13 protein-coding genes are annotated in these 21,632 nt (G+C 33.7%); 12 read left to right on the plus strand and 1 reads right to left on the minus strand.

Features of this window, described 5'->3' with window-relative positions; genetic code table 11:
* Positions 1 to 74 precede the first annotated feature (74 nt).
* From corA to GSY47_RS11680, 12 genes are all read left to right on the plus strand, one after another.
* The gene (gene corA / locus GSY47_RS11625) at positions 75 to 1,148 is read left to right on the plus strand and encodes a magnesium/cobalt transporter CorA (RefSeq protein WP_179003305.1); all 1,074 of its coding nucleotides are present in this window, start codon (positions 75 to 77) and stop codon (positions 1,146 to 1,148) included.
* 66 nt (positions 1,149 to 1,214) lie between these two features.
* Complete coding sequence (gene pta, locus GSY47_RS11630; RefSeq protein WP_179003306.1) at positions 1,215 to 3,308, plus strand: phosphate acetyltransferase; 2,094 nt, start codon at positions 1,215 to 1,217, stop codon at positions 3,306 to 3,308.
* A gap of 218 nt (positions 3,309 to 3,526) precedes the next feature.
* Entirely contained in the window at positions 3,527 to 4,711 is a 1,185-nt protein-coding gene (locus GSY47_RS11635) for an acetate/propionate family kinase (RefSeq protein WP_179003307.1), read from the plus strand.
* A 101-nt stretch (positions 4,712 to 4,812) separates the two neighbouring features.
* A complete protein-coding gene (locus GSY47_RS11640; protein ID WP_179003308.1) occupies positions 4,813 to 7,557 on the plus strand; it encodes a helix-turn-helix and ligand-binding sensor domain-containing protein in 2,745 nt (914 codons plus the stop codon).
* Between the two features lie 244 nt (positions 7,558 to 7,801).
* Positions 7,802 to 10,807, plus strand: coding sequence for a SusC/RagA family TonB-linked outer membrane protein (locus tag GSY47_RS11645; RefSeq protein WP_179003309.1), 3,006 nt, complete (start codon positions 7,802 to 7,804; stop codon positions 10,805 to 10,807).
* 4 nt (positions 10,808 to 10,811) lie between these two features.
* Positions 10,812 to 12,278: a RagB/SusD family nutrient uptake outer membrane protein gene (locus GSY47_RS11650; protein ID WP_179003310.1), complete on the plus strand. Its 1,467-nt coding sequence runs from the start codon at positions 10,812 to 10,814 to the stop codon at positions 12,276 to 12,278.
* A 75-nt stretch (positions 12,279 to 12,353) separates the two neighbouring features.
* On the plus strand, positions 12,354 to 13,727 hold the full coding sequence (locus GSY47_RS11655; RefSeq protein ID WP_179003311.1) for a glucoamylase family protein: 1,374 nt from the start codon (positions 12,354 to 12,356) through the stop codon (positions 13,725 to 13,727).
* Positions 13,728 to 13,825: 98 nt separating this feature from the next.
* A complete protein-coding gene (locus GSY47_RS11660) occupies positions 13,826 to 14,449 on the plus strand; it encodes a carboxylesterase family protein (protein WP_246611321.1) in 624 nt (207 codons plus the stop codon).
* Between the two features lie 11 nt (positions 14,450 to 14,460).
* Positions 14,461 to 16,761, plus strand: coding sequence for a beta-glucosidase BglX (gene bglX, locus GSY47_RS11665; protein WP_179003313.1), 2,301 nt, complete (start codon positions 14,461 to 14,463; stop codon positions 16,759 to 16,761).
* Positions 16,762 to 16,853: 92 nt separating this feature from the next.
* A complete protein-coding gene (locus GSY47_RS11670; protein WP_179003314.1) occupies positions 16,854 to 17,630 on the plus strand; it encodes a glycerophosphodiester phosphodiesterase family protein in 777 nt (258 codons plus the stop codon).
* 28 nt (positions 17,631 to 17,658) lie between these two features.
* Positions 17,659 to 19,578, plus strand: coding sequence for a discoidin domain-containing protein (locus GSY47_RS11675; protein WP_179003315.1), 1,920 nt, complete (start codon positions 17,659 to 17,661; stop codon positions 19,576 to 19,578).
* 166 nt (positions 19,579 to 19,744) lie between these two features.
* Entirely contained in the window at positions 19,745 to 21,136 is a 1,392-nt protein-coding gene (locus GSY47_RS11680; RefSeq protein WP_179003316.1) for a M20/M25/M40 family metallo-hydrolase, read from the plus strand.
* 186 nt (positions 21,137 to 21,322) lie between these two features.
* Here GSY47_RS11680 and GSY47_RS11685 read toward each other — a convergent pair whose 3' ends face one another.
* The gene (locus GSY47_RS11685) at positions 21,323 to 21,628 is read right to left on the minus strand and encodes a hypothetical protein (RefSeq protein ID WP_179003317.1); all 306 of its coding nucleotides are present in this window, start codon (positions 21,626 to 21,628) and stop codon (positions 21,323 to 21,325) included.
* Between the last annotated feature and the right edge of the window lie 4 nt (positions 21,629 to 21,632).

A 21,632-nucleotide genomic window follows, 5' to 3' on the forward strand; every position in this document is an offset into this window, starting at 1 on the left:
TTTGCTACAAACTGATAATTGTCATTTCTTCTTCGAATTCTTTTTCGTAATATTACTATTGTAAATTTTTTTGAATGAGAAAGATCAAATACAAGAAAGGACGCAAGCTGCAGCATATTACTTTAGAATATACAGGAACGCACAAAGAACATGAAACTGAGATGCAGCTTTTTGTTTATGATGATGCAGATGTCGTTGAATATGATAAGTTTACAGTTTTAGCTTTAAATTCTTGTTTTGACTATACTAAGAATAATTGGCTCAATATTCATGGTTTGAATGACATTAATCTGATTAAAACAATTGGAACTCATTTTAAACTGGATGATTTTCTCCTTGCCGATATTTTAAATACAACCAAAAGAACTAAACTAGAAGAACAGCAAAATGTTTTATTCTTCAATATAAAGTCCCTTTTGCCTTCTGAATATTCAGATAATATCAGCGTTGAGCAGATCAGTTTTATTCTGAAAGAAGGAATTCTAATTTCATTTCAGGAAAAACGAAGTGATTTCTTTACGCATATTCGAGAGCGTCTTCGCACACATGCAGGAATTGTAAGGACAAAAAAAGTAGATTATCTTCTTTATTTACTACTTGATGCCGTAATGGAAAACTTCTATATTACCATTGAAGACGAAGAGGAAAAAATCGAAGAATTGATTAATCAAGCTAAGAAAGGAGCGCATCCGGTTATTCTGGAGAAAATTGAGAATCATCGCGATAATTTTAATTTTTTAAAACGATCTATCGTGCCACTTCGAGATTCATTATACTATCTTAAAACGATTAAAGATGATGATGAAAATAATGGACTTATACAGAAAGAAACTTTTAATTTCTTTATCAGACTTCATCAAAAGAGTTTAGAGCTTTTAGAACAGATAGAATCAGATATGAGTGCATTGGAGAGTGCTTCTAATTTCTATTTTTCGGAACAAAGCCGAAAAATGAATGAAATTATGAAAACCTTGACGATAATTTCAGCCATCTTTATTCCTCTTACTTTTATTGTGGGAGTTTACGGAATGAACTTTGAATATATGCCGGAACTCAAAATGAGAAATGGTTATTTTATAGTCATGGGCATTATGTTTTTATTAGTGATAGCTTTGATTGTCTATTTCAAAAAGCGACGCTGGTTTTAACATTTGTTTCAGTAAAAAAGGAATGATTTCTATTAAATTTGTTATTTAGAATAAATATAAATAATTATGAGTAAAGCAATATATATAGCCACTAGTGATCACAATAGTGGTAAATCGATTATCACGCTCGGTTTAATGAGTATCTTGATTGGAAAGACTGCTAAAGTGGGTTATTTTAGGCCTATAATCGAAGATTTTGTTGACGGCGAGGTAGATAATCATATTGAGACAGTTTTGTCGTATTTTAACCTTGATATTCAGTTTGAGGATGCTTATGCGATTACAAAAAGCAGATTAATCAAGAAAAAGAATAAAGGAAAAATAGGCGAGGTTTTGGATTTGATTATTGAAAAATATAAAAAACTGGAAGAGCGTTTTGATTTCGTTTTGGTTGAAGGAACAAGCTTTACAGGAGAAGGAACTTCGATTGAATTAGATTTAAACGTTTTAATCGCTAAAAACTTAGGAATTCCGACCATAATTGTTGGTTCGGGAGTTGGTAAAACCTTAGAAGAACTTTTAGACAGCTTGTATTTAGTGTATGATTCATTTAAAGTAAAAGAGGTAGAAGTTTTATCGGTTTTTGCTAATAAAGTACAGCCCGAAAACATTGAATTGGTTACTAATAGCCTTCAAAAAACGTTACCTTCAAATGTTTTGATAAACACTATTCCACTTATCTCTAGTTTAAATAATCCAACAATGCAGGAAATTGTAAACGAATTGAATGCAAAAGTGTTATTTGGAGAAAATTACCTGAATAACGAAATCGGACATTACAGCGTAGGGGCGATGCAATTGCATAATTATTTAGTTCATTTACATGACAATGCTTTAGTAATTACTCCAGGAGATCGTTCTGATATTATTTTAGGTGCTTTACAGGCAAACGAATCAGCCAATTATCCAACCATTTCAGGAATTATTTTGACAGGAAATATTGTTCCGGAAGAAAGTATCTTAAAGCTTATAGAAGGACTTTCGGCAATTGTTCCAATTATCGCTGTTGATGGCGGAACTTATCATATTACAAACAAAATTGGGTCTATAAAATCTGAAATCTATGCAAATAATACACATAAGATTGAAACCTCAATTACTACTTTTGAAAAATATGTAAATAACGATGCTTTATCCGAAAGATTGATCACTTTTCAAGCAGAGGGAATGACGCCAAAAATGTTTCAATATAACATGGTTAAAAGGGCGAAACAACACAGAAAACATATTGTATTGCCGGAAGGAAATGATGACCGAATTATTACGGCCGCGTCAAGATTATTAGATATGGATGTGGTTGATATTTCTATTATTGGCGATAAAAAGCAGATTGAAAATAAAGTCGTAGAATTAGGAATTACATTTGATTTTTCTAAAGTAAACATCATTAATCCGATAGAATCTGAATTTTACGAAGATTATGCGAACACGTATTATGAATTGAGAAAAGCTAAAAACGTAAGTATTACAATGGCAAGGGATTTAATGGAAGACGTTTCTTATTTCGGAACTATGATGGTATACAAAGGCCATGCAGACGGAATGGTGTCGGGAGCAGCGCATACGACACAGCATACCATTTTACCAGCGCTTCAGTTCATTAAAACTAAACCAAATTCTTCAGTTGTTTCTTCGGTATTTTTTATGTGTTTAGAAGATAGGGTTTCTGTTTTTGGAGATTGCGCCATCAATCCAAATCCAACAGCAGAACAATTGGCAGAAATTGCAATTTCTTCAGCAGAATCTAGTTTGGCATTCGGAATTGAGCCAAAAATAGCCATGCTTTCTTATTCTTCAGGTTCATCTGGAAAAGGAGATGAAGTGGATAAAGTGAGAACAGCTACAGCCATTGTAAAAGAAAAAAGACCTGATTTAAAGATTGAAGGCCCAATTCAGTATGATGCTGCGGTTGATTTAAGTGTCGGAAAAAGCAAAATGCCAGATTCTGAAGTAGCAGGACAAGCAAGTGTATTAATTTTCCCTGATTTAAATACAGGAAACAATACTTATAAAGCTGTTCAAAGAGAAACAGGAGCTTTAGCAATTGGCCCAATGCTTCAAGGATTAAATAAACCTGTAAACGACCTAAGCCGTGGCTGTACAGTTGATGATATTATCAATACAGTGGTAATTACAGCAATTCAAGCGCAGGGAATGTAAACTCAATTAAAAATTGAGAATTAAAAATTAAAAAAAGGAACACGGATGAGAAAGATTCGCTATCACGAAAACGCAGATTTGCACAGATTTTATTTTTGACGAAATGAAAAATCCGTTTTAATCCGAGTCTTTACGAAGTAAATCTGCGTCATCCGCGTACTATCCCAACAATAAAATAAACTTAGTGACTTAGCGCCTTTGCGGCAAAAACATAAAAAATGAAAATACTTATTATAAACTCAGGAAGTTCCTCAATTAAATATCAATTAATGGTTATGCCGACAAACGAAGTAATTTGTTCGGGTATGATTGATAGAATTGGTTTAGAAACTTCGAATATTACTTTTAAAACAGCTTCCAATTCAATAGAAGAAATATTGCCAATTCCAACACATAAAGTAGGTTTGCAGAAAGTTTCGGATTTGCTTTTGGATCCTGAAAAAGGAGTGATTAAAACGACTTCGGAGATTGTAGCAGTTGGACATAGGGTAGTTCATGGAGGAAGTTATTTTTCTGATACGACCATCATTACAGAAGAAGTTAAAGAAAAAATTAAAGAGCTTTCAGAGTTGGCGCCTTTGCATAATCCCGCACATTTGGTTGGAATTAATGTGGCGGAAGAAATTTTTTCAGATGCCAAACAAGTGGCTGTTTTTGATACCGCTTTTCACCAGACCATTCCAGTTGAAGCACATAAATATGCGATTCCGAATTTCCTTTTAACTGAGCATAAAGTTCGTGTTTACGGTTTTCATGGAACAAGCCATAAATATGTTTCAGAAAAGGCTATTAATTACTTAGATAAGAATTCTAAAATCATTACGATTCACTTAGGGAACGGTTGCAGTATGAGTGCTGTAAAAGAGGGAAAAAGTATTGATACCACAATGGGATTTTCGCCATCAAATGGTTTAATTATGGGAACTCGTGCTGGAGATATTGATCAGTCGGTTATCTTTTATTTAGTGAAAAATCTTGGCTACACTCCAGACGAAGTGAATTCTATTTTGCTAAAACAAAGCGGAATGCTTGGTTTAACAGGTTACAGCGACTTAAGAGATATCGAATCTAAAGCTCAAGAAGGAGATAAAGACTGCAAACTAGCCTTATTAATGAATGCGTATAGAATTCGAAAAACAATTGGTGCTTATGCGGCAGCTTTAAACGGTTTGGATGCTATCATATTTACAGCAGGAATTGGCGAGAATTCGTCATTTATGCGTAATTTAATCTGTACCGATATGGATTATTTCGGAATTCAAATTGACGCAGGAAAAAATCAAATTCGTTCTAAAGAATTGAGAGAAATCAACTCAGAAAACTCAATTGTAAAAGTGTTGGTTGTTCCTACTGATGAAGAGTATGAAATCGCCAATCAGGTTTTTCAGTTGCTTGAAAATTAAATATTAATTCTAATAGTTTAAAAAGCTTCTCCATCGAGAAGCTTTTTTACTTTTTAGAAATTAAATTTTTGTGAGTATCTTTGAGTTTTAATCTGAACATATTGAAATCGATACTTTTAAAATCAGTTTTCTTCTTTTTCATCGCTTTACAACTTCAAGCACAAGAATTACTTCCTTTCGTAGAAAATTACAGCAAATCCGATTATCAGGGAGATAATCAAATTTGGAATGTAGTTCAGGGAAATGATGATGCGATGTATTTTGCTAACAATCACTATTTACTTCGCTATGATGGAGTAAAATGGGAAAAATATACACTTCCAAATAAAACCATTATCAGATCTATTCTTATTGAAGGAGATAAAATTTATTCCGGTTCTTATAAAGAGTTTGGTTATTGGTACCGAAAAAATGGAACAATGCATTATGTCTCGATTACCAAAAATCTAAGATTGTTTGATGAAAGAGATAATGAAGAAATCTGGAAAATTTTCAGATTTAATGGTTCGCTTTATTTTCAATCCTTTAATGATGTCTTTATTTATAATGGAAAGACAATCAAAAAAATTAAATTTCCTTTCCTTATTTCGTATTGTTTTGCTGTAGATGAAAATCTGTATGTGGCTTCTGTTCAGGATGGAATTTTCAAAATGAACGATAAATATATTTCTAATCCAAAAGGATGGGACATTTTGAAGAAAACGGTTGTTCATGCTATCGAAAAACATGAAAATAAGACCTATATATTTACTCAGAAAAAAGGTGTTTTTGTTGTAGATAAAGACGGTTTAAAAAGTTGGGACAATCCAATAAACGAAACTTTGAAATCGGCTACTATAAATGTGGCAAAATTTATAAAAGGCGAAAAACTGGTTGTTGGAACAGGGAATCGAGGCATTATTATTTTAGATCTCAAAAACAACACCTGTAAAAATATTGAACGAGATAATGTTTTGATGAATAACTCAGTGTTGAGTTTAGGATTTGATAAAGAGAATGATCTTTGGGTTGGGTTGGATAACGGAATTGCGCATGTTGAGGTCAATTCGCCGATTTCTTTCTTTTATGACAATTCAGGACTTTTAGGTTCGGTTTATTCTGTTGCGACTATTAATAAAGGCTATTTAATTGCCTCCAATCATGGAATCTTTGAATACAGTGCAGGAAAATTTAATATGATGCCCAACACACAGGGGCAGGGCTGGAATATTTCTTTAATAGACGGAAAGTATATTATTGGCCATAATGATGGAACTTTCTCATATGAAAATAATTCGCTGACCAAGATTAATGGTGTCAGCGGAGGCTGGAACATGTCCAAGAGCAGTATTAATGATACCTATTTTCAGTCTACCTACAGTGGTATTTTGGTTTATGATAATCCTTCAGATCTTTCTCACTATAAAATTATCAAAGATCTAGCGAAACCTATAAAATATGTAGCGCAGAATAAAAAAAATGAAATTTGGGCTGCCGATAATTATCGTGGATTGTATCGTGTTGTATTAGACGATAATTATAATACTTTGAAAGTTGAAAATGTCACACAACAAAGTAAAATAATAAACGATTTTGGGATCAAGATTTTTGAATTCAGAAAAGAAATTCTCTTTTTAATTAATAATGTTTGGTACACTTACAATGCTATTGCTGGTAAATTGGAAGAAAACGAATTATTTAATGAAAATTTTAAAAACCTAACCGATATTGTTTCTATAGATGAAGATCATTTTATGGTTTTGCAAAACGGAATCCTTTATCACATTTACGTAGAAGGAAACAAATTTATATGGAATATCATTCAGGAGAAATATTATAAGGGAAAACTCATCAATGAAAATTTAAGAATCTTTAAAAAAGACAATTATTACTTGTTTAATCTTGACGACGGATTTATTTCGCTTAAGCTAAAATATGAGAATAAACAAAACTCTAAAATAGAAATTGAAGCATTCAGCAATAATGTTTTAGTTCCGAATGAATCCAAAATTAAATTCAATACCGAATTAAGAATAAATGCTATTTCAGGAATTTATGGAGCAAGTAAGCCTAATTTATTTTATAAGTTAGATAAGGGCAAAGACTATTTTTCAATTTCTGACGGATTGATTATTTTGAACAATTTGAGCAGCGGGAATCATTCTGTAGAAATCTTTAAACACGATGGTGCAAATTATGAAAAAGTTTCTGTTTACAAATTTAAAGTTGCAGAGCCTTGGTATTTTTCTTTTTGGATGATCCTTTTGTATTTATTTGTAATAGCGACAGTTTTATTTTTCTATTACAAATGGAATAAGTTTCGATATATGCAAAAACTAAAATTGCAGGCTGAAGAATTAAAACATCAGCGAGAAATTCTCGAAATGGAATTGAAAAAAGAAAATGAACTCAATCTTCAGGAATACGAAAAACATATTTTAGAATTAGAACTTCAAAGTAAATCTTCTGAAGTAGCAGGCAAATCGTTATCAATTGCGAAGCAGACAGAAATGATTGATAAAATCCAAGGAATTCTAGAAACAGAAAAAGATTTTTCTAAACTTAAAAGCGAAATTAAAAAAGCAATTAAGATTAATGAAGTAAATAAGCACGAATGGGAAATATTTGAAACCAATTTGAATCAGATCCATAATGAGTTTATCATCAATCTTTCTAAAAAATATCCACACTTAACTCCAAAGGATATTAAATTATGTGTTTATCTAAAAATGAACCTTTCTTCTAAGGAAATTGCTCCTATGATGAACATCTCTTTTAGAGGTGTAGAACTACATAGATATCGTCTCAGAAAGAAATTAAACCTTACTCAAGATGAAAACCTATCAAAATTTTTATTAAGTCTGTAAGATTTGATTTTGTTTTTTACAGATATTATATTTTTAGATATCTATTTTTATATAATTCTAATACATCATTACTACATCATAACGTTATGTTAAAGAAAAAATGATAACGATTACTTTGTTGATAATCAAATATATATTCTTAAAATTTAACATAATGATGTAGCTGTGTTGTAGTGGTGTTTGATGTACTACAACGTTGTAATTGTTTAATTTGGCTCTACTAACTTAAACGATTACGTACTGTATGAAAAATTTTATTTTTAGCTTTTTAGCACTCTTGTTGCTGCCTACGTATATGATGGGACAGGCGCAAGCAATTAAAGGAAAAGTAGTAGACAGTAGTGGAATGGGAGTTCCAGGAGCCATTATTAGTGCTCCAGAATCCAGAGCTACTGCTGATGCTGACTTCGATGGTAATTTTACCATTAATGCTAAAGTTGGGGAAATACTAAAAATCTCTATGCTTGGTTTCGACGCTGTTTCTGTACCAGCAACGGCAGGTCAAATGACTATTACATTAAAAGAAGCAGGTGATACTGCTTTAAAAGAAGTAGTTGTTATTGGTTATGGTACAAGAAAGAAAATCGATAATACTTCGGCTGTAAGTTCTTTAAAATCAGAAGAAATTACAAAGATGAAAGTGTCTAATGCTACTCAGGCTATTCAGGGTAAAGCTGCTGGGGTTCAGGTTACGTCATCTAATACTCCTGGAGGAACACCTTCAGTAATTATTAGAGGTGTTGGTACTGCATTAGGAGGTAGAAATCCTTTGTATGTAGTTGATGGTATGCCAACGGATAACATTAACAACATCAACACAAATGATATTACTTCTTATGAAGTTTTAAAAGATGCATCTGCACTTGCTATCTATGGTACTAGAGGGGCAAATGGTGTTATCATGATCACAACTAAGTCAGGTAAAGGTAAAATGACTGTAGATATTGATAGCTACAGTGGTTTTAAAACTGCTTTAAAGAAAGTAAAAATGGCAAATAGCGAGGAATATGCTCGTTATAGTAATGCTGCTTTTAATGATCCAACAAAATTTTCTTTGAATCAGCCGATCAATACTAATTGGTATGATAAAATTACGAGAACAGGTACATTCTCAGAAAATAATATTGCAATTTCTGGTTCATCAGAAAGTGTTAAATACTTCTTAAGTGCAGCAAATTATGAAGAAAAAGGTATTTTGAATGGAACAGATTATTCTCGTACCACTATTAGAAATAATAATGAGTATAAAATTTCTGAAAAACTTAAACTAAGCCAAAATTTTAGTGTAAGTTCTATCAAAAATACACCACAGCCGCTATCTGCGTTTACATCAGCATATAGACAATCTCCTATAGTTCCTGTGCGTTATGCTGATGGGAAATATGGTGTTCCATTTGTAAATAATGGAATTGCAGCTGAAACTGGTTCTCAATTTAATTCAGTTGGAAACCCTGTAGTAGCTTTAGACTACAATAATGAAAAACAACAAACTGTTATTTTACAGGGAGGTCTAAAATTGGATTATGATATTTCAAAATCATTAAAATTTACATCTCAATTTAATGGAGAATTCTATACATATAAGCAATACAATTATGTTGATAATTTAGCTTTATGGTTAGCAGCAGATCCAAGCCGTGTTGCATCAGCTTATGATACAAACAGTTTGAATACTAATACTTTGACAAGAAATAGAGACCAATATTTCAATTGGAACTTATCTAACTATTTCACCTATAATAAAGTATTTGCAGAAATTCATGATGTTGAAGTTACTGCTGGTATTGAAACAAACGTTATTGGTACTAGAGAAAAACTTACAATTACTAGAAAAAATGTTGAGTCTAACTCAAACTACTGGGCTTTAGATGGTGTTCCTTATGCAGCAGGTGTTGTAGGATATAATGATGTTGCATTAAATCAATCTAAATTATCATCTTATTTTGCACGTTTCCAATACAAGTTAATGGATAGATATTTATTTACAGGTACTGTAAGACGTGATGGTTCATCTCAATTTTCTGATGGTAACCGTTGGGGAACTTTCCCATCATTCGGTGCTGGATGGATTGTTACAAAAGAAAACTTCTTAAGTAATGTTAAAGAACTTAATCTTTTAAAAATTAGAGGTTCATGGGGTAGATTAGGTAACCAAAAAGTGCCATTAAATAATCAAACTTTTACATCTGGTTTAAATTATGGACCAGATTCAAGTTCAGGAATTACTGTAGATTCATCTGTCGATCCAAATTTATCATGGGAGATTGTTGAAGAGCTTTCAGGAGGTTTTGATATTGAGATGTTCAATAACAGATTAAAAGGATCTTTTGATTTATATGACAAAAATACAACAAATGCGATTTTATATGTTTTACCTTATTCAACTTCAGGACTTATACAAAGAACTGCTACACACGTAGGAGAAGTATCCAATAAAGGTTATGAGATTGCACTACGTTGGGACGATAAAATTAACGATAACTTAAGTTATTGGGTAGGTGGTAACTTCTCTCATAATCAAAATAAGTTAGCAAGTTTAAATAATCCATCTATTGCTCCAATTGTTTCTGGAAACTTAGGAAATGGACAAAATACTAAATTGCTTGATTTTACCTCTGTGGGACGCCCTATCGGTAGTTTCTACATGTACGAATATGCAGGAGTAGATCCAGCAAATGGACAGATGTTGTACTACAATGCTAATGGAGATAAAGTTGCTCAGGGAGCTTTAAATGAAGTTAACGATAAAAAATATGTAGGTTCGGTTTTACCAACTACTAACTATGGTGTTACTTTAGGTCTAACTTACAAAGACATCGACTTTTCTGTTGATGGTTATGGTACTGGAGGAGCAAAAGTTTATAATGGTAAAAAAGCTCAACGTTTCTCTGGAGAAAATGTCGAAGCTTCTTTAACAAGAGATTTTTGGACCCCAACAAATACGACAGCTTCCAATCCAGCTCCGTTTAACCAAGTTCCAGTTGCTTCAACGTATTATTTAGAATCAGCTGATTTCTTTAGAATTAACAACATTACAGTAGGTTACAAACTTCCTATTAGAGAAAATAGTTTTATTAACTATTGCAGGATTTATGTAAATGCTGTTAATCCATTTATTACTCAAAAATTCTCAGGATTTTCACCGGAAGCATTAGGAGACGGAGAATTAGTGACAGGTACTCAGGGTGTTGAGCTTGATGCTTACCCATCGTTAAGATCATTTGTAATTGGAGCTAATTTAAAATTTTAACATTATGAAAAAAATATATATATCATTGTTTTTACTTTCTGGACTTTTCTTTGCAGGATGTTCGGATGACTTTTTAGATGTGGAACAAACGGATAAAATTCCGGTTGATATCGATTATCTAAATACAGACAGTAAAGCTACAGAATTGGTTACAGCAATTTATAACCAATTTTTATCTTGGGACATGTCATCTTTTGGATGGAATGCAGTAACAAGTATAATTTCTGATGATGCTGATAAAGGTTCTGATCCTGGAGATACTGGAACTGATAAAGATGTTATGGATGCATTAACTTACAATGCTTCAACACCATCTTTTGAGAGTGTTTGGAAAGCAAATTATGCCGGTATTAATAGATGTAATCAAGCATTGACTTATTTACCACAATTGGATAAAGTTACTCCTGCATTACGAAACAGATTAATTGGAGAAGCAAAATTCATGAGAGCTTTTATGTATTTTACCTTAGTAAAAGGTTATGGAGCTGTTCCTATTGTTGATCGTTTAACGAATACACCATTAACTGCAGAAGATAAAGAAATGCAGTTGACTCGTAAACCAGTTGCTGATGTTTATGCCTTTATTGTAAAAGATTTAGCAGAAGCATCAGAATTACTTCCTGATAAATCTACTTATTCAGGTAATGATAAGCAAAGAGTTTCTAAAGGTTCTGCTTATGCATTATTGGCAAAAGTAAATTTATATGAAAAGAACTGGCAGAATGTAATTGATAATTGTGATAAAGTTACTGGTTACTCTTTAGTTTCAGATTATTCATTTCAATTTAAAAAAGAAGGAGAATTTGGTTCTGAATCAATTTTTGAAATCAATGGTGTTGGTTCACCAACATCTGACCAAAAACTTGGAATTGGTAATTATACAGTTTCACAAGCACCAAGAGGTAATGGTGGCTGGGGCTGGGGCTTCAACACTCCAACACAAGGTTTAGCAAATGCTTATGAGCCTGGCGATGTAAGAAGAGCTGCCACAATTATTTTTAGAGGTTCAGTTTTATATGATGGTAGAGTAGTAGCTTCTACAGTAACTAATCCAATGTATAATTATAAAGCATATTCATCAGACTTTTACAATGTTGAATTTACAGATACAAATCTTAGATATTTAAGATATGCAGAAGTTTTATTGATGAAAGCTGAAGCTTTAAACGAATTAGGACAAACTGGAGCAGCAATTCCGTTGTTGAATCAAGTTAGACATAGAGCTAATTTAGGAGATACACCAGCTGTATCTCAAGGAGATGTAAGAACAGCAATCTGGAAAGAAAGAAGAGTAGAACTTGCATTTGAACACGACAGATGGTTTGATCTAGTAAGAACAGGTCAAGCACAAGCAGCGATGGCTGCAGATGGAAAAACATTTGTGGTTGGAAAACATGAATTATGGCCTATTCCAACATTCTTTATCAGAGAATCAGTTGGATATTCAAGCCAAAATCCTGGAGGATATTAATTTATAATCTTTAAAATCACTTCCTTCAATTTTCTGGAGGAAGTGATTATTTATTACAATCTCAAAATCTTTATAATGATTAGAATTTCAGTTTTATTTTTAGCTTTTACTTTGTTTGGTTGCGGCAATGGCGATAAATCAAAAAAGGATGTACAGGAAAATACTTCTGTTGTTGCGGCATTAACAGATGAACAGCTATTAGATGCTGTTCAAAAACAAACTTTTAAGTACTTCTGGGATTATGCTGAACCAAATTCTGGATTGGCCAGAGAGCGTTACCATCCTGACGGAAATTATCCTGAAAACGATTCAAATATTGTAACAACAGGCGGTTCAGGTTTTGGATTAATGGCTTTGGTTTCAGGAATGTCTCAAGGATATATTACAAAAGAACAAGGTGTAGAAAGACTGAACAAAATTGCAGATTTTTTAGGCAAAGCAGATCGTTTTCATGGAGCATGGTCACATTGGATTGACGGAAATACGGGAAAAGTAAAACCTTTTGGAACCAAGGATAACGGTGGAGATTTAGTCGAAACTTCATTTTTGGTTGCAGGAATGATTACAGTTCGTGAATATCTTAAAGAGGGTTCTGAAAAAGAGAAAGCAGTTGCTCAAAAATACGATGCACTTTGGAAAGGTGTAGACTGGCAATGGTATACTAATAACAAAAATGTTTTGTATTGGCATTGGTCGCCAAATTATGCTTGGCAGATGAACTTTCCTCTTCAAGGCTATAATGAATGCCTGATTACTTATGTAATGGCGGCATCTTCGCCAACTCATTCAATTGATGCAAAAGCGTATCATGAAGGATGGGCAAGAGGCGGAGAAATAGTTTCTCCAAAAACAAAATACAATCTGCCTTTAATTTTAATGCATAATGGTGCTGAAGAATTTGGCGGGCCTTTATTCTGGGCGCATTATTCTTACGTTGGTTTAGATCCAAATCAATTAAGTGATAAATATGCTAATTATTGGGATTTAAATGTAAATCAGACCAAAATCAATTATCAGTATTGTGTTGAAAACCCTAACAAAATTCCTGGATACGGCCCAGAATATTGGGGATTAACAGCATCTTATTCTAGAAATCCTGACGGTTCTATTGGATATAATGCACATATGCCAAGCAATGATCAAGGCGTGATTTCGCCTACTGCAGCAATCAGTTCAATTGTTTATACGCCAAAAGAGTCTATGACTTTTATCCGCAATTTATACGAAAATCATAAAAAAGAAACTTGGGGAGATGCGGGATTCTACGATGCACTTAGTTTAGGAAATAAATGGGTTGCAAAACGTTATCTGGCAATTGATCAAGGGCCTGAAGTAGTGATGATTGAAAATTACAGAACAGGTCTTTTATGGAAATTATTCATGAATGCACCTGAGGTAAAACAAGGTTTAACAAAACTTGGATTTAAATCCGGGAAATACGGAATCTAAGAATTCACATGAAATACAAATTAGCTTTTTTCTCCCTCTTGTTTTCTTTTTTTGGCTTTAGCCAAAGTGAATCAATTGGAAAAATCAACACCGTCATAATGTCAAAGTATGAACTCGGTTATGTATTGCATAAACCGAAAAATACAAAAGAAAAAAAGCCTTTGATTGTTTTTATTTCTGGAGATGGAGAAAAAGGAACCGATCTTGAAAAAGTAAAAATTAACGGCCCTTTAAAATATTTAAAGAGTCATCAGTTGGATGCTTATGTTCTGGCGCCGCAATGCAAAGAAGATGAAAACTGGGATATAGAATCAATCTATCAGCTGATTCTAAAAATTCAGAAAGAGAACAAAATTGATTCAGAACGAATATATGTTACTGGTTTGAGCTCAGGAGGTTGGGCTTCTTGGAATTTGGCTTTTGCACATCCGGATCTATTTGCAGCAAACGTACCTGTCGCTGGTTTTGTAGATTTAATTCAGTTAGAGCACGCTTGTGAAATAGCCAATATTCCAACCAGAATTTTCCACGGATTGTTAGACGATGTAGTAAATGTAAATTATGCCATCACGATTTACAAAGAATTGAAAAAATGTAATGCAAAAGAGGTAAAGCTGACCATTTTTGATGATGCCAATCATGACAGCTGGACAAGAGTTTATGATAATCAAGAAATCTATGACTGGATGTTCCAGCAGAAAAAAACGAATACAAACAAATAAATAAATTAGGAATGAAAAACAAATTAGTCTTACTTTTTTTAGGATGTGCTGTTTTGGGTTATGCTCAGAAAAAGCCTTCTAAAAATACAGTGAAAATTAAACCCAAGTCTGAATTTGTGGCGGAATTAATGTCAAAAATGACATTGGAAGAAAAATTAGGGCAGTTAAATTTACCAACTTCGGGCGATATTACTACAGGGCAAGCAAACAGCTCAAATGTGGCAAAAAATATTGCCGAAGGTAAAGTGGGCGGTTTGTTCAATATAAAATCAGTACAAAAAATTAAAGAAGTACAGAAAATTGCTGTTGAGAAAAGCCGTTTAAAAATCCCATTGCTCTTTGGTATGGATGTTATTCACGGTTACGAAACAACATTCCCAATTCCGTTAGGATTATCTTGTACTTGGGATATGGCTTTAATTGAAAGAAGTGCGCAGATTGCAGCGAAAGAAGCAAGTGCAGACGGAATCAACTGGACATTCTCTCCAATGGTTGATGTGTCTCGAGATCCAAGGTGGGGAAGAGTTTCTGAAGGTTCAGGAGAAGATCCATATTTAGGAAGCCAAATTGCGAAAGCAATGGTTAACGGATACCAGCAGCACGATCTTTCTAAAAACAATTCAATTTTAGCTTGTGTAAAACACTTCGCATTATATGGTGCTCCAGAAGCTGGACGTGATTATAACACAGTTGATATGAGTCATATCAGAATGTTCAACGACTATTTCCCTCCTTACAAAGCAGCTGTTGATGCAGGTGTAGGTTCGGTTATGGCATCTTTTAACGAAGTGGACGGAATTCCGGCAACTGGAAACAAATGGTTAATGACTGACGTTTTAAGAAAACAATGGGGCTTTAAAGGTTTTGTGGTAACCGATTTTACAGGAATTCCCGAAATGATCGAACATGGAATGGGGAATCTTCAAGATGTTTCTGTTTTAGCATTAAACGCTGGAGTTGAAATGGATATGGTTGGAGAAGGTTTCTTAGGAACTTTAAAAAAATCTTTGGATGAAAAAAGAGTTTCAATCGAAACAATCGACAATGCTGTAAAATTGATTTTAGAAGCAAAATACGATTTAGGATTATTCCAAGATCCTTATAAATATTGTGATGAGAAAAGAGCTAAAACGGAGATCTTCACAACTGATAGCAGAAAAGAAGCGCGTCAGATTGCAGCGCAGTCTTTGGTTTTATTAAAAAACCAAAATCAGTTATTGCCTCTTAAAAAATCAAGGACAATTGGTTTAATCGGGCCGTTAGCAGATGCTAAAGAAAACATGCCGGGAACTTGGAGCGTAGCTACAAAAATGGAAAATGCGGTTTCATTATTAAGAGGAATCAAAGAAGTTGCTGGAGCAGAAACTAAGGTTTTGTATGCAAAAGGAAGCAACTTAGATTACGATGAAACGTTTGAAACGAATGCAACCATGTTCGGGAAAACATTACATCGTGATGCTCGTTCAAAAGAAGAAATGTTAGCAGAAGCTTTAAAAGTTGCGGAACAGTCAGATGTAATTGTGGCAGCTTTAGGAGAATCTGCAGAAATGAGTGGAGAATCTAGCAGTCGTACCAACTTAGAAATTCCACAAGCGCAGAAAGATTTATTAAACGCTTTATTGAAAACAGGAAAACCAGTTGTTTTAGTTTTATTTGACGGACGTCCGTTAGTTATTACTGACGAAGAGAAATCAGTTCCAGCTATTTTAAATGCTTGGTTCGCAGGAACAGAAGCAGGTTACGCTATCGCTGATGTTTTATTTGGAGATGTAAATCCATCTGGAAAATTGACTTCAACTTTCCCAAGAAGTGTTGGACAATTGCCAATTTACTACGCACACAAAAATACTGGAAGACCACTTTCTAATACTGAAGGTAAATTCGAAAAATTCAGATCAAATTATATTGACGAAAGAAACGAGCCATTATTCCCATTCGGATTTGGATTAAGCTACACGACTTTCGATTATTCAAACTTGAAAATTTCTTCAGATAAAATGAATTCGACTGGAAAATTAAAAGTAACTGTTGATGTAACAAACACTGGAAATTTTGACGGAAAAGAAACAGTTCAATTATACATTAGAGATTTAGTTGGTTCTGTAACAAGACCAGTTAGAGAATTGAAAGGTTTCCAAAAAATAGCGCTTAAAAAAGGCGAAAAACAAACAGTAAGTTTTGACATTACTGTAGAGGATTTAAAATTTTATAACTCTGATTTACAATTCGTAGCAGAGCCTGGGCAGTTTGATATCTTCATTGGAGGTAATTCAAATGCCGATAAGAAAGTTAGTTTTGAGTTAACTAAATAGTTGGTTTATTGATTAGTAATTAGCCCTTCGCGTGTTTGGTTAGCGAAGGGCTTTTTTTCTGAAATAAAAAATCAATTTTAAAAAGGAATGAAATGAAGAATTTTAAAATAGTAAGTTCAGTTGTTTTTGTGCTTGTTTTTTCTTTTTGTAATGCACAGAAAAATGCGATTGTAGCACATCGTGGCGCGTGGAAAAAGAATAATCTGCCAGAAAACTCCATCGCATCATTAAGACATGCAATTGACTTAAAACTGCCGGGATCAGAGTTTGATGTTTGGAGAACTGCTGATGATTCGCTTGTGATCAATCACGATGCACATTACAATAAAATGCTAATTGAAGAAACGAATTACGCCGATTTGATAAAATTTAAACTTTCAAACGGAGAAAAACTTCCAACGCTGCACGAATATATTTCAGAAGGAAAAAAAAATAATAAACATACACTTTTGGTTTGCGAAATAAAACCATCAGAAATCAGTAAAGAAAGAGGACAAAAAACTGCTGTAGCAGCAGTCAAAACCATTAAAAAATTAAAAGCCGATAAAAACACCTGCTACATCAGTTTTGATTATGATATTCTAAAAGCAATCAGAAAAGTGGATGCTAAAACTTCTTTACAATATTTGGAAGGAAATAAATCTCCAAAAGAAGTGAAAGCAGATAATATTAATGGTGTAGATTATCATTATTCAGTCTTTCAAAAACATCCGGAATGGATTCAGGAGGCAAAAGATAATAAGGTGATTTTGAATGCCTGGACAGTAAATGAAGCTGCAGATATGGATTGGCTTATAGAACACAAATTCAATTACATTACAACAAACGAGCCCGAACTTTTAAGCGAAAGATTAAAAATCAAAAAATAATCCTGAGCTTACTAACATCTATCAAACAATGAAAAAAAGATATAAACTTCTTGCAATGTCGATTTTGTTTGTGATTTTTTTCAATCACAATCTTTTGGCACAAAAATTAGGTAAAACAGAATGGTTTGATCCTAATAGACCAGCAACTACTTATTGTAACCCAATCAATATTGGCTACAATTATACCACTCACAATCATAACGGAATTCCATACTCTCGTCGTTCCAGTGCAGATCCTGTTATTATAACTTACAAAGGCGAATATTATTTATTTGCGACCAATCAGGCTGGTTTTTTCTGGAGTAAAGACATGTCAGACTGGAACTTTGTTTACGGAAGTTTCCAAAGACAGCCAGGCGATGACGATCAATGTGCACCTGCGGCTTGGGTTGTAAATGATACCTTATTTTACGTGGGTTCAACTTGGAAAAGAGACCATCCCATCTGGAAAACAGCCGATCCAAAATCAGGAAGATGGACACGTCATGTTGATAAGGCGATGCTTCCAACCTGGGATCCAGCGATTTTTCAAGATGATGACAAAAAAGTATATATGTATTATGGATCAAGTGGAAAATTACCTCTTGTAGGTGTTGAGGTAGATTATAATACTTGGCTTCCAAAAGGAAATCAGGCAGATTATGCGGAATTGTATAAAGCAACTGAGGTTGAAGATATTCAAAAGCCTTATGGCCAAATTAAGGAAGTTGCCATTTTAGATCCGTCAGCTCACGGTTGGGAACGTTTTGGACCAAATAATGATATGGAACCTGCACCATGGGGAAATTTCATTGAAGGGGCTTGGATGACCAAACACAACGGAAAATACTATATGCAGTACGGTGCGCCAGCAACAGAATTTAAAGGTTATGCAAATGGTGTGCATGTTGGCGATAATCCTCTTGGGCCGTTTACCTATCAAAAACACAATCCAATGTCTTACAAACCAGGTGGATTTGTGATTGGAGCAGGACACGGAAATACTTTCGCAGATAATTACGGAAATTATTGGAATACAGGAACTTGTAAGATCTCTATAAAAGATCGTTTTGAGCGTCGTATTGATATGTTCCCAGCTGGATTTGATAAAGATGATGTAATGTATTCTATTACTTCTTATGGCGATTTTCCAATCGTTTTGCCAACAAGCCAGCGCGATCAGACAAAAGGCGCTTCATCAGGCTGGATGCTGCTTTCGTATAAAAAACCTGTAACAGTTTCTTCTTCTGAAGAATGTATGGAAGTAGAAACACACAGAATGGATAACGGTGGCAAAAAAGTCTTTGAAAAATTCTGTTATGGTCCTGAGAATCTAACCGATGAAAATATTCAAACCTATTGGTCGGCTAAAACAAGTAATCCTGGTGAATGGCTTCAAATGGATTTAGGAAGACCAATGGAAATAAAGGCGCTACAGATTAATTATGCAGATCATAAAGCAACACAGTACAACAAAGCGATGGATATTTATTACCAATATAAAATATTCATGTCTGATGATGCTCAAAACTGGACTTTGGTAGTAGATAAATCGAAAAACGATAAAGATGCACCACATGATTACGTAGAATTGACAAAGCCATTTAAAGCGCGTTACATTAAAATGGAAAATATCCACAATGCTTCAGGTTTATTTGCGATTTCTGATTTCAGGGTTTTCGGAAACGGATTAGCTTCAAAACCAAAAGCAGTGGCTTCATTTAAAGTTGATAGAAACAAAGCAGATTCCAGAAACGCCATGATTTCTTGGAAAAAACAAAACGATGCCGTTGGTTACAATATTTATTACGGAATTACTCCAGATAAATTATACAACAGTATTATGGTTTACGGAGACAATACCTACGATTTTAGAGGTTTAGATAAAGGAACAAAATATTATTTCACTATCGAACCTTTTAATGAAAATGGCATTGGCTCAAAAAATAAGATTATCGAAGTAAAATAGATTTTATTTTAGGAATATTAAAAAGCTCCGATTGCAAATTGAAGAATTTGTAATTGGAGCTTTTTTTTGAGAAAAGGTTGAAGAAAAAGCTTTCGAACTGTCTGAAATTTTGTTCCTTTGTGAATACGCCATTGGCAGAATAAACTCCAAAATTACTATAGAAACTATGAAAAAAACGATTCTTTTAACTGCTTTAGTTTTAAACGGATTGCTGTCATCTGCTCAGACAAATGACGAAAAAAACATCAAATTATTTTATAAAAAAGCTTTAACCGAAGCAAAATGCTACACTTGGCTGGAGTATTTGTCTAATGATATCGGAGCTCGTTTATCTGGTTCTAAAGGCGCTGCTGAAGCGGTAGAATATACCAAAAGACAATTAGAAGCATTAGGTTTAGATAAAGTTTATTTACAGGAAGTAATGGTACCGCACTGGGTTCGTGGCGAGAAAGAAACCGCTTATATTTTAAACGGAAAAGTAAAAACAAATGTGCCAATCTGTGCTTTAGGAGGCTCTATTGCAACACCAAAAACGGGTCTTACAGCAGAAATAATTGAAGTTCAAGGCATAAAAGAACTAAACGAACTTGGAGCAGACAAAGTAAAAGGCAAAATTGTTTTTTTCAACAGACCAATGAACCCTGAAAACATTGAAACTTTTACATCTTACGGAGCATGTGTTGACCAAAGATATGCTGGTGCAAAAGAAGCTGCAAAATTAGGAGCAGTAGGATCAATTGTACGTTCAATGAATTTACGTTTAGACGATTTTCCTCATACAGGAGCCCAAAGTTATGGTGATTTACCAAAAGAGCAATACATTCCAACGGCTGCAATCAGTACAAATGGAGCTGAATTATTGAGTAAATCTTTAAAAGCAAATCCGTCTTTAAAATTTTATTTCAAGCAATCTTGTGAAACCTTACCAGATGTATTGTCGCATAACGTAATTGGAGAGTTAACAGGAACTGTAAATCCTGACAATATTATGGTTGTAGGCGGTCACTTAGATTCTTGGGACTTAGCTGATGGTTCTCATGACGATGGAGCAGGAGTAGTACAGAGTATGGAAGTAATCAGAATTCTTAAAAATTTAAATTACAAACCTAAAAATACGATTCGAGTGGTTTTATTCATGAATGAAGAAAACGGCGGAAAAGGCGGTGCTAAATATGAAGAAGTTTCAAAACAAAAGAACGAAAACCATATTTTTGCTTTAGAAAGTGATTCAGGCGGATTTTCTCCAAGAGGATTTTCTATTGAAGCTGATGATGCGAACTTGAAAAAAATACAAGGATTCAGAGATTTTTTTGAGCCTTATTTAGTGCATAGTTTTACCATTGGACACGCAGGTTCAGATATCAGTCATTTAACGTCTAAAGCGATTGTAAAAGCAGGTTTAAAACCAGATTCACAACGTTATTTTGATTACCACCACGCAGCAAACGATAAATTTGATGCAATCAACAAAAGAGAGTTAGAATTGGGTGCTGCAACTATGACTTCTTTAGTTTATTTAATTGACCAAACCGGAATTGAATTGCCAAAAGCGAACTAAGATTTTTAAAATCGACATAGAAAATAGGCTGTTATTTTTGACAGCCTATTTTTTTATGCCAAAAACGATAAAGCATTTTTGGCATAAAAATTCCGTAGGAATGATTCATATTGTAGCAACGGATTTCAATCCGTTGTGAGATTATGTAGGCTACAAAAAGTTCCATCGGAACGACCCATATAATAATCAATTTTTCATGACAATCAAATAATACAAATAGGTTATAGGAATATTAGAAAGCAATAACAAAATTTTAATCCCAATTTCTTTTCGCTGTTGCGGTAAATGAATGAATCTATCTGTCAAATGAACAAACATGATGAGGTTTACAATTATTGCAAACAAAGCAAACGGCCAGGCAATAACCAAAACGTTTGGACTTTCATTTGAAACGATATAAAGCATAAATAGGACTGTACTGATAATAAATGTGCCAACAGTCAGTTCGATAGATTGTTTTTCTTTAAAAGGTTTATCCTGAATAGTTTTCATAGAA

Source organism: Flavobacterium quisquiliarum (genome assembly GCF_019308285.1).
Classification (GTDB): Bacteria; Bacteroidota; Bacteroidia; order Flavobacteriales; family Flavobacteriaceae; genus Flavobacterium; species Flavobacterium quisquiliarum.